Raw genomic sequence first — 13,978 nt, 5'->3', positions numbered from 1 at the left:
GATGTAGCTCCGTCTCGTGGGCTCGGAGATGTGTATAAGAGACAGCTACCCGCCCTCCCCCGACGACGTCGCGGCCTTCCGCCGGGACCTCGCGGCCGAGGGCAAGGCCCGTTCGACGCAGCAGCGCGCGGTCGCGGCGATCCGTTCCTGGATGCGCTTCGTCGAGATGGAGGAGGGGAACGAGGAGGAGTTGCCCCTGCCGGAGCTCCCCCGCAGGACCCGGAAGGAGCCCCGCATCCTGAACGAGGCGGAGATCGGGCGCCTGCTGGACGCCTGCCGCGGCCCGCGGCCTCTGGACGTGCGGGACCTCGCCATCGTCGAGCTGGGGTACGGCTGCGGCCTGAGGGCCAGCGAGCTCTGCGGGCTGGAGGTCGTGGACCTGGACTTCGACTCCCGGCTGCTGCGGACCCTCGGCAAGGGGAACAAGGCGCGGGTCGTGCCCTTTCTGGGGGCGGCGGCGCGGAGCGTCCGGCTCTACCTGGACTCCGCGCGTCACGACCTGAACCGCCTCGGGGACGGGCACGTGTTTCTGTCCCGCCTGGGCCGTCCCCTGCGCCGCGAGGACCTCTGGCGCATCCTGAGGCGCCGGGGCGCGGCGGCGGGCATCGCACGGTCCCGCCTGTATCCGCACATCCTGCGGCACAGCTTCGCGACGCACCTGCTGGCCCGGGGGATGGACATGCGGACGCTCCAGGAGATGCTGGGGCACGCGTCGATCATGACGACGCAGGTCTACGCCCATTTCGACCGCGAGATGCGGACGGAGTACGACCGCTTTCACCCCAGGGCGTGAGGAGGGACTTTTTTGCTTTTTCTGTCGATTTTCCAGGCCCGAGGGCCTTTGATGGAGCCGGAAGGAGTGTTGTTTGAATGATGGACGATGAACTGTGCGGTTACGACCGCGCCATGAAGGCGCTCGATTGTCTGTGCCGTGCGGCCGGGGACTTCAAGCCCCGCGCGGCCGTGGTCCTGGGGTCCGGCCTGGGGTCCGTCGCCGACGAGGTGGAGGATGCCCGCATCCTGTCCGCGGCGGAGATCCCCGGATGGCCGCTCTCCACGGCGCCCGGCCACGCCGGACGCGTGGTGATGGGGATGCTCGAGGGGTGCCCGGTGATCCTGCTGCAGGGCCGCGTGCACTGTTACGAGGGCTATTCCATGCGGGAGGTCACCTTTCCCGTCCGGGTGCTCGGGATGATGGGCGTTCGGCAGTACGTGGCCACGAACGCCTCGGGCGGGGTCAACCCCGAGCTGGTGCCGGGCGATATCGCCGCGGTTCGGGACCACATCAACCTGATGGGGGCGAATCCCCTTGTCGGGCCCTCCGAGCCGCGGTGGAACGTGCGCTTTCCCGACATGACCCACACCTACAGCCCGCGGCTCCTGGAGCTTCTGGATATGGCTGCGGCAGGGGCCGGCCTGACCCTGAAGCGGGGGGTTTACGCGGCCTTCATGGGCCCCTCCTACGAGACGCCGGCGGAGGTGCGCATGGCCCGAACCCTCGGGGCGGACCTCGTGGGCATGTCCACGGTGCCCGAGGTCGTCGTCGCGAACGCCATGGGGATGGAGACCGCCGTGCTCTCCTGCGTGGCGAACAGGGCCTCGGGGATGGGGGACGAGCACCTTACGGAGGAGGAAGTGCTTCGGGTGATGGCGGAGTCGTCGCGTTCCCTGGCGCTGCTGATCCGGGGGTTGCTGCGCGCCCTGGCCTCCGGCGGCCGCTAGTCCGTCCGGGTGCGCGGGGATGAAAAACCTCGAGAGGGGGTTCCCGGGTTCTTCGTGGGGCCTGGGAATCCTTTTCTGGCTTCTGCTCTGTTGCCCGGCCTGGGGCAGCGCGTTCGTGACCTTTCCGTCGAACTGGGACGTCGGGCAGGCATTCGCCCTGTCCCTCTCCTCGGCCGTGGAGTACCGGAACCCCTCGGTGACCTGGCTGGGCCGGACAGTCTCGCTGGATGTGGAACAGGGCGGGGAGGGCTATGTCTCCTACGGCCTGCTGGGCTCCTACGTCCGCGACATCAAGCCGGGCGAGTACCCGCTGGTCTTCGAGTTCATCCAGAACGGGCAGAGGATCAGGGTTACGGGCACGGTGCGCCTCGTGGCCCGGAAGTACCCCGAGGAGCACCTCAAGGTTAGCCCGAAGATGGTCTTTCCCTCCAAGGTCGATCAGCCTCGGATCAAGAGGGAGGCGGCGCTCGCCGCAGTGGCCAAGAGGACGATGACGGTGAAGCGGTTCTGGTCGACCCCGCCGCAGTACCCGATCCGTAGCGTCGTCACCAGCAGCTACGGGTTTCGGCGCGTCTACAACGGGACGCCGCGGAGCCCCCACGCCGGGACGGATTTTCGGGCCGCGGTGGGGACCCCGGTCGCGGCGCCGTTCTCCGGGACCGTCGTCCTGACGGGGGACCATTACTACGCCGGCAAGAGCATCTACGTGGACTCCGGGAACGGCGTGCTCAGCGTGTTCTTTCACCTGAGCGAGATCGGGGTGAAGAAGGGCGATCGGGTGAAGAAGGGCCAGATCGTGGGGAAAAGCGGCGCGACGGGGCGCATCACAGGCCCGCATCTGCACTACGGCCTGTGTCTGGCGGGGCAGTACGTCGATCCGTTCCCCCTGTTCAGTACGAACATCGCCGCGATGCTGAACGGGATGGAGCGCGAGGAGATCGATACGGACTGAGGCCGTGTGGATCCTCTTGGCGTTCGCCTCGGCGTTCTTCGCGGGGGTGACGTCCGTCTTGGCGAAGTGCGGCGTTCGGAGGACGGATTCCACCGTCGCGACGGCCATTCGTACCTTCGTTGTCCTGCTCTTCGCGCTGCTGATGGTTTTCGTCGCCGGTTCGCAGTCGCAGATCGGCCGGATCGGCGGAAGGACGCTGCTGTTCCTGGTGCTGTCGGGCCTTGCGACTGGCGCGTCCTGGCTGTGCTATTTTCGCGCTCTGCAGCTCGGAACCGTCAACGAGGTCACCCCCGTCGACAAGTCGAGTACGATCGTGACCATCGTGATGGCGTCCCTGTTCCTGAACGAGGGGATCGGCCCCGTCAAGGCGGCGGGCATCCTGATGATGGGCGTGGGGACGTTTCTGATGATCGATAGGAAGGACGTGAGTCCCGGACCGGCCGGGGGGATGGGCTGGCTTCCCTGCGCCGTGGGCTCCGCCGTGTTCGCCGGCCTGACGGCCATCCTGGGAAAGGTCGGCATCTCCGGCGTGGAGTCCAACCTGGGCACGGCGATACGCACGGCTGTCGTGCTGGCCGCCGCTTGGGGCATGGTGGGGATCACGGGGAAGTTGAGCATGGTCCGGGGGATCCCGAGAGGGGAGCTTGCCTTCATCTGTCTGTCGGGCCTGGCGACGGGCGGCTCCTGGCTCTGCTATTACAGGGCGTTGCAGGACGGTCCCGCCAGCGTCGTGGTCCCCATCGACAAGCTGAGCATCCTCGTCACGGTCGCCTTCTCCCGCCTGGTCCTCCATGAAAGGCTGTCCTCGAAAGCCGTCTGGGGCCTTGTGGCGGTCGTCGCGGGCACGCTGGTCCTGCTGCTCTGATATCCCCTCCGACCTTGGCCATTCGTACCCTTCAGCCCGTTCATCATCGGGGATCTTTTTCACAGTCCTTTGACGTAGGACTGCGTTTATTTTTTACCGCCCGGTATAATACTCGGAAGGCGAAAAAGTTCAGAAAAGATTCAGGTTTTCGCTATATGTTTTTTGAGGACCTCGTTGGGCTTGTCTGCAAAGAGGGAGATGAGGCGGATGGTCGAAGAGTGAAGCGTATAACGGGAGACGCGGATCGGGGAAGGAACGACGTCCGAGGATTCTTTGATTTGCCTTATTTTTCGATGAGGAAGAGAGGATGAAAGACATGGAGAATGGGACCGTACACGAGAAACGGGATGGAACGATGAGGAGACTGTTTGTATCTTTGAAGGGGAAGAAAATTGCGGCGGCGGGTATTGCGGTGCTTTTGCTGGCCTCTGCCGTGATGCCGGCTGCCACGTTTGCCGGCGACGGTCGAGGCGAAAAGGCACGGATGGTGAAGATCACAGAGGATGAGGCCATCGCGATCGTCAGGAAACAGGCCAATCTGGGGCCCGACGCACAGATTCTTTCCGAGGGATTGGATTGGGAGGATGGAAGGCTGGTCTACGAGGTGGAGTATAAGGATGCCAATGGAAGGAAAATGGATGTGCTCGTGGACGCCCAGTCCGGGGCGATCGTCGAGTCCGAACTGGACGACGAGTAGTCAGCCGGAAGAAAGGGCCGAGTCTACCCAGCCGGGTTGCGGATATGATTATACTGCTCCCCGGAGGCGAGACAGCGGATTGGAGGAAGAAGCGAATATAATTTAGTGGCCCTCTGGTTGGGGACCACCATATACAGCGCGGCTGCATTACCACAGAACGACGGCAACAACATCATCTTCATTGACAAAAACTTCTACCTGTGAGATAAATTACTGCATTAAATTTTTGTTGCGAGCCGCTTTCCTCGTCGGCGGAGAGGCCGCCGCCCTCGGCGGGGCTCGGGGAGGAGTATCGTCTTTTTTTCGTGCATAGGAGCCAAAATCAGCGGGCGAAGGTCTTGTCCACGCGGCAGGACAATAGTCCGTTTTTTGTTTTTCGGAGGAGAATACGCATAGGAGAGGATCGTTCATGAGGATTACCGAGCTGAGGCTGGGCACGCTGTCCATCCCCCTCAAAAAGCCTTTCAAGACCGCGCTCCGCAGCACCGACACCGTGACCACGAACATCGTGGCCCTGGTCTCGGACACGGGGGCCGTCGGCTACGGCGAGGCGCCTCCCACGGCGGCCATTACCGGCGATACCGACGGGTCCATCACTTGTACCCTGGCCACGCGCATCGCCCCGGCCCTGATCGGCCGTGACGTGAGCGAACTGCAGGACGCCGTCTCGGCCGTCGCGCACTCCGCGGTGGGCAACACCTCGGCCAAGGCGGCCGCGGACATCGCCCTGCACGACCTTTGGGGCAAACTCTGCGGACAGCCCCTCTACCGCCTCTGGGGCGGGACGAAGCGAACCTTTACGACCGACTACACCATCAGCCTGAACGCGCCGGAGGAGATGGCGCGGGACGCTGTCGAGGCCGTGCGGGACGGCTACGACGCCTTGAAGATCAAGGTGGGCATCGATTTCCGCCTGGATATGGAGCGGATCGGGGCCGTGCGGCGTGCCGTGGGGCCCGAGGTCCTGCTGCGGGTCGATGCCAATCAGGGATGGACGCCGAAGGAGGCGATACGCACCATCCGGTACATGGAGGACGAGGGGCTGGATATCGAGCTGGTGGAACAGCCGGTGGCCTCTCATGACATCGAGGGGCTGAAGCGGGTGACCGATGCGGTCGAGACGGCGATCTTGGCGGACGAGTCCGTCTACTCCCCCCGGGACGCCCTGCGTCTGATTTCGCTGCGCGCGGCGGATATGCTGAACATCAAGCTGATGAAGAGCGGCGGCCTTTCGGGGGCCCTCACGATCTGCGGGATGGCCGAGTCCGCCGGGATGGAGTGCATGATCGGCGCCATGATGGAGAGCAAGGTCTCCGTGACGGCCGCGGCGCACCTGGCCATGGCGCGCCGGGTCGTGACCAAGTATGACCTCGACCCGCCCATCCTCTGTGCGTCCGATCCCGTGAGGGGAGGGGTGATCTACGACGGCGCCGTCCTCGAATTGAACGATGCCCCGGGCCTGGGCATCGATTCGGTCGAGGGCGTGGCATGGGGAGAGAGCGTCGAGGGATAGGGGCCGGTACCTGGGAAAAAGTGAAGTAGCGCATCGGGAACGGAGGGGAGCGCCTCCCGGGGCGTCCCACGACTTTATTTGGGAGGGAATTGTCTATGGAAACTGTGGCGTCGCCGTCCTTGTGGGGCCTGGTGCCCCTGTTGCTTTACATCGCGCTTTGCTTCAGCCGGTTCGGGCAGATCTTCGCCGTCCTCGTCGGGATCGTGTCCGCCGCGATCATCGGCGGGCACGGGATCATGGAGGTCGCGCAGGGCATCAGGGGCGGGCTGGGCTCCTTCCTCGGCTACATCGGGATGATCATCCTCCTGGGGGGCGGGTTGGGGCAGGTTCTGAAGCGCACCGGGGTCGTCCATATCCTTGTGACGATGGTGACCAGCAGGATGAAGGTCGATTCCGAGCGCAAGGCCTTTGCCGTCGTGATGATCTGCTCGGTCGTCATCGTCAGCCTTCTGGGCACCATGGCGGGCGGGAACGCGATCCTGGCCCCCATTCTGATCCCGATCGCGGCCTCCGTGGGCGTGACCCCCAACGCGATGGCCGTGCTGCTGCACGGAGCCGGGGCCACGGGGCTGTTCCTCGGGCCCTTTACGCCTCCCATGGTGGCCCTGATGGAGTTCACGGGGCTCTCCTATCCTCAGGTCCTCCTGAACGCGGGGATCCCGGTATCGCTCATCATGTGGGTGACCACGTTCCTCTGGGCCGGTGTGGTGCAGAAAAGATACCGGGGCCGGAACGCCTATGAGGCGGCGGACGGCACGGAGGCCTCGGCGCATCCGGCGGAGCCGCGCGTGGCGTCGAGGGCCGCGGTCGTGTTCCTCGTTTCCATGGTGGTCCTGGTCGTGTACGGCATCCTCATCGAGGGCGGATCGACCTTCGTCCTGCCGATCATGGGGATCACCGCCTTCCTCACCGGCATCGCGGGAGGGCTCGGCGTGACCGAGATCATCGAGTCGGTCTGCGAGGGCGCGAAGAACCTGGTCTGGCTCTTCTTTTTCTTCGTGCTTCTTGATCCCTTCATCAATTTCATCTCCGCCGCCGGGGCTTTCGAGGCCATCTCTCAGATCCTCGCGCCCTACGTTCAGGAGAGCAGCCGCGCCGCTTTCGTCGCCATGACAACGCTGGTGGGCGTCTTCGGCGTCCCCGGGGCCGCCGTGGCCCAGGCCGAGGTGCTGAACAAGATGTTCCTGACCCTGGCGCAGTCGATGAACATCCCCATGACCGTCTGGGTCATCGTGCTGCTGGTGGGCTCGCAGATGACCTCCTTCGCCATTCCTGAGGGCGACATGCAGGGGCAGATGGGGCTGGCGCGGTCGGACGACCTGAAATCGGTCCTCTGCAACGGCTGGCTGATCGTCCTCTTTACCACGCTCTATGCGCTGCTGCGGGGGTATCTGCTTTGAGCGCAGCGGGAAGCTGGACGGAGGAGCTGGAACGGTCCTGCCGGGACTTCCCGGGACGGGCCTCGGTCTTCGTCCTGGATACCGCGGGCGGGGAACGGTTCGAGTACGACGCGGACACGCGCCTCCACTCGGCCAGCCTCATCAAGCTCTTTATCCTGTGGCACCTGTTCGAGCGCGCCGATTCCGGGGACCTGGCGCTCTCCGAGGAGGCCGTGCTTTCCCCGGGCGCGGCGGTCGAGGGCGGGGTGCTGCACCGCGCCCTGCCGGGGGCGCGGCTCCGCCTGGATGACCTGGCGCTCCTCATGCTTGCGGTCAGCGACAATACGGCGGCGAACATCCTGATCGACCGCCTGGGGATCGACGCCGTCAACGCCTCGATTCGAAACCTGGGGTGCGCGCACACGGTCCTGGGGAGAAAGATGCTGGACTTCGAAGCGCGCCGCCGGGGGCTCGACAACTACACCTGCGCCCGCGAGACGGGGGAGCTGCTGGTGCGCATGGCGCAGCGCGGCGGCCGGATGCTGGACCTCCTGTCGGTCCAGAAGAACGTGAGCAAATTCGCGTCCGGCATCCCCTTCGACGATGCCGACGACCTGGAGGCCTTCCTGGCGCACAAGACGGGGGAGCTTCCGGAACACGAGCACGATGCGGGGATCCTCTTCCACCGCACGGGGCGTCCCGTCGTCGCCGTGGCGCTCACAGCCGGCCCGGCCGGCCGGGAGGCGGGCTGCCGCTTCTGCGGACGGGTCGGCAGCATCGTTTACGAACGTTTCGGGGCGGAACGCCTGGCGAGATGAAAAATCTGCGGAGGTGGACGGTATGATTGCGAGCGGTTTCATGTACATCGCGTCCTTGACGCTCTTTGCGGGGATCGTGGCCAGTCTGGAGATGAAGTACAAGGACACGGCCTTCTTCCGGTACATCCCCACGCCGGTCATCCTGTATGTCGGCTGCATGCTCTTCGCGACCTTCGACCTGTGGGCGGCCAACGACGAGGTCAAGATGGCCTACAAGACCGTGCGGGGACACATCATTCCGGCGATGATCTTCGTCATGCTGCTGCGCTGCGACATCCGGAAGATCCTGAGGCTGGGGCCGCGGATGCTCCTGGGGTTCTTCAGCGCGACCTTCACGATCATGGCGGGGTTCGCGGTGATGTTCTACTTCATGAAGGACGGCTTCGCGCCCGAGGCCTGGAAGACCTTCGGGGCCCTTGCCGGAAGCTGGATCGGCGGGACGGCCAACATGGTCGCCATCCAGGGGGCGCTGGGCATCGACGATTCGGCCATGGGCTACACGCTGCTGATCGACAACGTCAACTACTCCATCTGGGTGATACTGCTGCTGGCCACGGTCCCCCTGGCCCATGCGTTCAACCGCTGGACGAAGTCGGACACGCACCTGATCGACGAGCTCGGGACCCAGCTTGCGGCCGACCAGGAGAAGGTGCGGAGCAACATCGAGGCCGCGGATATCGCCCTGCTCTTCGGGCTCGGCTTCATGGCCTCGGCCCTCTCCTCGTCGGCGGCGGCTTCGGCGTCGCCCCGACTCATCGAGATGTTCGGAAAGAACGACTTTCTGTCCGCCAGCACCCTGTCGGTCGTGTTCGCCACGATCCTGGGCATCGTCTGCGCGGCGACGCCCCTGGGGAGGGTGCCGGGCAGCTCCCAGGTTTCCATGTCCATGCTGTACCTGATGATCTGTCTCATAGCCTCGCGCGCCAACTTCAAGGAGCTGACGGATGCCCCGTACTACCTGATGGCGGGGTTCTTCATCCTGGCGGTCCACGCCGTCCTGATGGCGATTCTGGCCAGGATCTTCCGGCTGGACCTCTTCACCTGCGCCACGGCGAGCCTGGCCAATATCGGCGCCGTGGCGTCCGCGCCGCTGGTCGCCGCGGCCTACAAGGAGACGCTCGTCCCCATCGGCGTCCTGATGGCCCTCATGGGCTACATCTTCGGGACGTTCGGAGGGCTGGCCGTCGCCAAGATGCTCTCCATGATGGTCTGATGGGACCGCGGAGGGGATGCAGGCTTTTCTTTATGTAAGGAGGGGGTTTGGAATGAACGGTATGGAAAGGGTTCTCGCCTGTGCTGCGGTGTTCCTTCTGGGCTTTGCGGTGCCGGCACGGGCCACGGGCTGCGGCGGCGACTCCAAGGGCCCGCAGTTCTCCGATCTGCGGGCCGTCGTGATCTCCGCCATGGCGCCGACCCTGTACGACGGGGAGCGGGACGACGAGGCGCTCTACGGCATGATTGCGGAGATCCTGAAGGACAAGGACGAGAAAGGGCTTTACGAGGTTCGGATGCAGTACGGCTACGAGACCCTGATCGAGGAGGCGCACCTCAGGATCGTCTCGAAGAGGGAGGCCGAGGCGTGGCGTGCGTCCGTGACGCATCAGGTGATCGCTCCCTTTGCGGATGTGCTTCCCGGAGCCGCAACCGAGGCCTATCCGCCGGTCATCACCCTGCCGCGCGGGGCGTACCTGAAGATCGGGGCCCCCGACGCCGAGGATCCCCGGTGGGTCGAGACCGAGCTCTTTGGAGGAACGAAGGGTTGGATTCGCAAGGAGATGGTGCGTCCGGTCCGGAGGTGGGGGAGCTTGGATGAGACGCAGACCCGCGCGAACCTGATCGAGGACGCCCGGCTCTACCTCGGGACGAGCTACCGCTGGGGCGGCAAGACCCCTTACGGCGTGGACTGCTCCGGGTTCACCGCCATGGCGTACATGCTGAACGGACTGGACATCTACCGGAACTCCCAACCCGAGGTCGGGTATCCGATTGCGCTGATGCATCTGGCGGGGATGTCCGACGACCGTTACACGCCGGAGACCCTGGCCCGGGCGAAGCCGGGCGACCTGATCTTCTGGGGCGGGCACGTCGGACTCTATCTGGGGAACGGGAAATACGCCCATGCCAACGGCTCTTCCTACGATACCCGGATCAATTCCCTGCTGCCCGGCGACCCGGACTACCGCGAGGACCTCGCCAGGCCGTCGGCCGTCTACGCGTGGGGTACCGCCTATCCGGAGGAACCCAAGGCGATCGTGGTGAGGGATTTCTACGCGCTCCCCTTCGTCTCCGGGGACGTCACGGGCTATCGCTATTATGTTCGTGCGGACGGTTACACGCCCAATCGGGCTGTCCTCTATCCCGAGGGGAAGGACGGTCCGGCCGTCGAGATCGGCAGTACGCGCCGCATGCTCTACGATTCGCCGAAGTCGACCCATAGGAACGTGCCGACCTATTTCTACGGCGCCTCGGGAAGCTATCGCCCGGCCATCGTCCTGGTGAACGACGCCGGCTGGCGTCCCGATGGAAAGACCATCAGCAGCGACCTCGTCGAGATGGCGCAGCCCATCGTGGTGCCGTAGGCGTCCGGCCCCTCCGGCGAGTGTTGTATACTCTTCTCGAGAGGGGCCGGTTTCCTCGGCCCCTCTCCGTCTTACGGGGCGGGGAACCCCACGGCGCGGATTCGAGGGCGCAGCTCCCCGAAAGGGGGGACGAAACCTGTTTTTGAGCGAGGTGAAGGATCATGGCGAAGGTTGCGCTGTTTCTGATCGACGGCTTCGAGGAGACGGAGGCCCTGGCGACCGTGGACATCCTGCGGCGCGGGGAGGTGGACGTGACGACGGTCTCCCTGACCGGCAGGGAGAGGGTGATGGGGAAGCATTCCGTCCCCGTCGTCGCGGACGCCCTTTTCGAGGATGCGAAGGACGGGCCGTTCGACATGCTGGTGGTGCCCGGCGGCACGATCGCCTACACCGAGCACGAGGGCCTGCTGGAGCTGGTCAGGCGTTACGATGCCGGACATAAGTTCCTGGCCGCCATCTGCGCGGCCCCGGCGGTGTTCGGCAAGGCGGGGATCCTGTCCGGCAAGCGTGCCGTCTGCTATCCGGGCATGGAGTCCTGGCTGGCGGGGGCCGTCGTCGGCAAGGAGATCGTGGAGACGGACGGCCACATCACGACGGCGAAGGGGCCCGCGACGACCCCGTTTTTCGCGCTGCGCCTGCTGGAGCTCCTCAGGGGCAAAGAGGTTGCCGATGAGGTGTCCAAGGCGTTTCTTGTCCCCCTGATCCACTGAGGATCTCGAATATCATGGCGAAAGGCTGAGGTGGAGAAAGATGACGAACGAGGAGTTTTCCCGCTGCATTCAGGAGGCGGGGGAAAAGGACTTTACGAACTTCCAGTCGGGGATCATCCTGCTGAGCAAGATGCGCCCGATCATGGTCAAGTACGGGCTGAAGACCAAGGAGGAGCAGGACGCCAAGATCCGCGAGGTGGCGGCCTCCGGTCAGATCGCCTCCCCCATGCAGTATTGCCCTGCCGCCGAGGCGGAGGCCAACCTGTATGTGGACGAGCGCGGGGGCAAGTTCGACGCCCTGATGCTGAAGGCCGGTCGCTAGGCGTCCCGAGCGGATGCGTCGGCTGCGGGGAACCCCTTTTGCCGCAGCCTCGATGTTCGAGCCCGGGACCTTCTCCGTCCCGGGCTCGAACGCTTTGTGTCGAAGCGCGCCCCGTTCGAAGGCGCATCGGGCCGGTCCGGGTGTCGATTCCGGGAAATTGTGAGAGAATAGGCGCAGGACGGATGTAATGTAAAGTGTTATGAAAGGCTGTGAAGGTTCATGTTCACGATTACGGAGTTTCTGCACCAGGAGGTCAGGCCCGCGCTCGGATGTACCGAGCCCGGGGCCGTGGCGCTTGCCGTCGCCAAAGCCTGCGAGCAGCTGGAGGGGCGGGCGGACAAGCTGGATGTCGTCGTCAGCAACAGCATCTACAAGAACGGCATCGCCGTCGGAATCCCGGGCACCGATGGATTGAGGGGGAACGAAATTGCCGCGGCCCTCGCGGTCTTCTGCGGCAAAAGCCGCTACGGCCTGGAGGTCCTGAAGGACGCGACCCCGGAGGACCTGGCGCGGGCCCGCAGCTTCATCGAGGAGGGGCGCCTCGTCCTGAAGCCCAACGGGCGCCCCGGCGTCTACGTGGAGGCCACGGCCTCGCACGGGGAGGAGACGGGAACGGCGATTATCCGGGACTCCCACGCCAACATCACGGAGGTCCGCAGGAACGGGCGTCCCCTTTCTCAGGCCGAGGGGCCCGGCGCGTCGGCATCCGCGGCCGCCCCCGTGGGCCCCGTCGTCGCGCAGACCGACTTCGAATCGCTGACCGCTCTCGCCGACACGCTTTCCCCCTCCGATGTGGACTACATCTGGGAGGGGATCGAGATGAACGAACGCATCTCGCGGCACGGGTTCGAGAACGAGGTCGGATTGGGTTTGGGCCGCGCCGTGCGGGATGCCGCGGGGCCGTGCTACGCCCAGGACCTCGCGGCGAAGATCAAGGCCGTCTCCGCGGCCGCCTCGGACGCGCGCATGGCCGGGGTCTCGATGCCCGTCATGAGCAGCGCCGGGTCCGGCAACCACGGGATCACGGCCATCCTTCCCGTCTACGTCGTCGGGCAGCACTACGGAAAGTCCCGGGAGGAGATCGCGCGCGCCATCGCCTACAGCCACCTGGCCACCAGCTACATCAAGAGCCGGATGGGGCGTCTCAGCCCGGTCTGCGGCTGTGCCGTCGCCGCGGGGGCCGGAGCCGCCGCGGGCATCGTCAAGCTGCTGGGCGGGGACGGGCTTCAGGCCAGGAAGGCGATGGAGCTGGTCCTGGGCAACATTGTGGGCATGGTCTGCGACGGGGCCAAGGAGTCCTGCGCCCTCAAGGTCGGTACCGGCGCCGCGGAGGCCTTCTATGCCGCGAAGATCGCGCTCTCCCACGGGGGCATGGAGGTCTCGCAGGGGGTGGTGGACGTCTCGGACTTTGCCGCCACGGTCGTCAACGCCGCCCGGCTCAACGTCGAGGGCATGAAGGACGTGGACGGCACCCTGATCGACATCATATCGTCCCGTTGACGGGAGCGAGCCTCGGCCCTGACGGCGCTTGCCGGCCGGAGCTCCCGTCATGCCCCGTACGTACGGGCCATCTCCCCGGTCCTGCGGCGCATTTCCTCCCTGACGTCGGGTGGGGCGAGGCACTCGCAGCCCGGGCCGAGGCTCAGCAGGAGCGCGTAGCCGAAATCGTCCGCGATGAACGGGAAGGACGCGAGACAGCGGCTGTCCCCGCAGTCCCGGATGTCCTCGGGGCCGCAATAGTCCAGGAGCCTGTCCCGCAGAGCTTCCTGTACCCTGAGGGTGATGCGGGTCTCCCTGCGCGTCATGGCATCCGAGAAGCCGGAGTGGGATCGGGGGACCTCCCGGAACTCGAAGGCCGCTTCCAGAATCTGCAAACCTGCCATCCGGGCCAGCTTGAAGAGGCGGAAGTCCTCCCTTTCGAGGCAGAAGCCGTGAAGGTACCAGCGCCCCTCCTTCAGGACCAGCCGGTGCGGCTCGACCTTGCGTTCGCTCTCCAGCCCCTTTCGGTCGGAGTAGCGGAATGCCACGAGCCTCCCCTCGTCCATCGCGGTCCTGATTCGCTCCAGCAGCGGGCCTGTCCTGTCCCTTCCCATCCAGGGCGTCGGGTCGATCACGACTTGGCCCGACTTCAGCGCAACCTCCCGGGCCCGGTCCTCCGGGAGCAGGCTCATGATCTTTGCCCGCGCATACGTCCCCTCCGGTCCGCTCATGGCGGCTATGCTGCCGAGCCCCATCAGCAGGGCCGCTATGTCTCGATCCGTAAAGATCTTCCGCTCCACCGCGTACCCTTCCATCAGGCTGAATCCGCCCCCGTTCCCCGGGGACGAGACGATCGGAACTCCGGCCCGGTTGATCGTCTCGAGATCCCTGTAGATCGTCCGCAGCGAGACCTCGAACATCCCGGCAAGCGACTTCGCGCTC

14 protein-coding genes are annotated in these 13,978 nt (G+C 65.3%); 13 read left to right on the top strand and 1 reads right to left on the bottom strand.

Annotated elements, in window-relative coordinates; translation table 11 throughout:
* Positions 1-28: 28 nt before the first annotated feature.
* The 13 genes from ABLA28_RS07070 to ABLA28_RS07010 all read left to right on the top strand — a co-directional run bounded on the left by ABLA28_RS07070 (position 29) and on the right by ABLA28_RS07010 (position 13,057).
* Positions 29-793, top strand: a complete 765-nt coding sequence (locus tag ABLA28_RS07070) for a tyrosine-type recombinase/integrase (protein WP_347713068.1) — start codon at positions 29-31, stop codon at positions 791-793.
* Between the two features lie 77 nt (positions 794-870).
* Complete coding sequence (locus tag ABLA28_RS07065; RefSeq protein WP_347713067.1) at positions 871-1,722, top strand: purine-nucleoside phosphorylase; 852 nt, start codon at positions 871-873, stop codon at positions 1,720-1,722.
* A 19-nt stretch (positions 1,723-1,741) separates the two neighbouring features.
* Complete coding sequence (locus ABLA28_RS07060) at positions 1,742-2,674, top strand: M23 family metallopeptidase (RefSeq protein ID WP_347713066.1); 933 nt, start codon at positions 1,742-1,744, stop codon at positions 2,672-2,674.
* A 4-nt stretch (positions 2,675-2,678) separates the two neighbouring features.
* Positions 2,679-3,539 (top strand): EamA family transporter, encoded by an 861-nt coding sequence (locus tag ABLA28_RS07055; protein WP_347713065.1) that lies wholly within the window; start codon positions 2,679-2,681, stop codon positions 3,537-3,539.
* Between the two features lie 355 nt (positions 3,540-3,894).
* On the top strand, positions 3,895-4,236 hold the full coding sequence (locus tag ABLA28_RS07050; RefSeq protein WP_347713064.1) for a PepSY domain-containing protein: 342 nt from the start codon (positions 3,895-3,897) through the stop codon (positions 4,234-4,236).
* 409 nt (positions 4,237-4,645) lie between these two features.
* Positions 4,646-5,749 carry a dipeptide epimerase gene (locus ABLA28_RS07045; protein ID WP_347713063.1) on the top strand — a complete coding sequence of 368 codons (1,104 nt, stop codon included), beginning with the start codon at positions 4,646-4,648 and terminating at the stop codon, positions 5,747-5,749.
* A gap of 95 nt (positions 5,750-5,844) precedes the next feature.
* On the top strand, positions 5,845-7,149 hold the full coding sequence (locus ABLA28_RS07040) for a Na+/H+ antiporter NhaC family protein (RefSeq protein WP_347713062.1): 1,305 nt from the start codon (positions 5,845-5,847) through the stop codon (positions 7,147-7,149).
* Positions 7,146-7,946: a serine hydrolase gene (locus ABLA28_RS07035; protein ID WP_347713061.1), complete on the top strand. Its 801-nt coding sequence runs from the start codon at positions 7,146-7,148 to the stop codon at positions 7,944-7,946. Before ABLA28_RS07040 ends, ABLA28_RS07035 begins: the two co-directional genes overlap by 4 nt.
* A 22-nt stretch (positions 7,947-7,968) precedes the next feature.
* Complete coding sequence (locus ABLA28_RS07030) at positions 7,969-9,159, top strand: DUF819 family protein (RefSeq protein ID WP_314718711.1); 1,191 nt, start codon at positions 7,969-7,971, stop codon at positions 9,157-9,159.
* A gap of 52 nt (positions 9,160-9,211) precedes the next feature.
* Positions 9,212-10,525: a C40 family peptidase gene (locus tag ABLA28_RS07025; RefSeq protein WP_347713060.1), complete on the top strand. Its 1,314-nt coding sequence runs from the start codon at positions 9,212-9,214 to the stop codon at positions 10,523-10,525.
* A gap of 161 nt (positions 10,526-10,686) precedes the next feature.
* On the top strand, positions 10,687-11,235 hold the full coding sequence (locus ABLA28_RS07020; protein ID WP_347713059.1) for a DJ-1 family glyoxalase III: 549 nt from the start codon (positions 10,687-10,689) through the stop codon (positions 11,233-11,235).
* A gap of 40 nt (positions 11,236-11,275) precedes the next feature.
* Complete coding sequence (locus tag ABLA28_RS07015; RefSeq protein WP_299301374.1) at positions 11,276-11,557, top strand: hypothetical protein; 282 nt, start codon at positions 11,276-11,278, stop codon at positions 11,555-11,557.
* 219 nt (positions 11,558-11,776) lie between these two features.
* Complete coding sequence (locus ABLA28_RS07010) at positions 11,777-13,057, top strand: L-serine ammonia-lyase, iron-sulfur-dependent, subunit alpha (protein WP_314718717.1); 1,281 nt, start codon at positions 11,777-11,779, stop codon at positions 13,055-13,057.
* Between the two features lie 47 nt (positions 13,058-13,104).
* Here the strand turns inward: ABLA28_RS07010 and ABLA28_RS07005 are convergent.
* Positions 13,105-13,978, bottom strand: an 874-nt coding sequence (locus ABLA28_RS07005) for a YafY family protein (protein WP_347713058.1), incomplete at its 5' end; no start/stop codon positions are given.

This window comes from uncultured Fretibacterium sp. (assembly GCF_963544685.1).
Classification (GTDB): domain Bacteria; phylum Synergistota; class Synergistia; order Synergistales; family Aminobacteriaceae; genus CAJPSE01.
This window is presented reverse-complemented; position numbering and strand designations above follow the sequence as displayed.

Bases quoted from the DNA above. Each gene is read 5' to 3' on its own strand.
- ABLA28_RS07025 (WP_347713060.1), top strand. From the start codon at position 9,212: ATGAACGGTATGGAAAGGGTTCTCGCCTGTGCTGCGGTGTTCCTTCTG.
- ABLA28_RS07030 (WP_314718711.1), top strand. From the start codon at position 7,969: ATGATTGCGAGCGGTTTCATGTACATCGCGTCCTTGACGCTCTTTGCG.
- ABLA28_RS07065 (WP_347713067.1), top strand. From the start codon at position 871: ATGATGGACGATGAACTGTGCGGTTACGACCGCGCCATGAAGGCGCTC.
- ABLA28_RS07070 (WP_347713068.1), top strand. From the start codon at position 29: ATGTGTATAAGAGACAGCTACCCGCCCTCCCCCGACGACGTCGCGGCC.
- ABLA28_RS07050 (WP_347713064.1), top strand. From the start codon at position 3,895: ATGAGGAGACTGTTTGTATCTTTGAAGGGGAAGAAAATTGCGGCGGCG.
- ABLA28_RS07010 (WP_314718717.1), top strand. From the start codon at position 11,777: ATGTTCACGATTACGGAGTTTCTGCACCAGGAGGTCAGGCCCGCGCTC.
- ABLA28_RS07060 (WP_347713066.1), top strand. From the start codon at position 1,742: ATGAAAAACCTCGAGAGGGGGTTCCCGGGTTCTTCGTGGGGCCTGGGA.
- ABLA28_RS07015 (WP_299301374.1), top strand. From the start codon at position 11,276: ATGACGAACGAGGAGTTTTCCCGCTGCATTCAGGAGGCGGGGGAAAAG.
- ABLA28_RS07045 (WP_347713063.1), top strand. From the start codon at position 4,646: ATGAGGATTACCGAGCTGAGGCTGGGCACGCTGTCCATCCCCCTCAAA.
- ABLA28_RS07020 (WP_347713059.1), top strand. From the start codon at position 10,687: ATGGCGAAGGTTGCGCTGTTTCTGATCGACGGCTTCGAGGAGACGGAG.
- ABLA28_RS07040 (WP_347713062.1), top strand. From the start codon at position 5,845: ATGGAAACTGTGGCGTCGCCGTCCTTGTGGGGCCTGGTGCCCCTGTTG.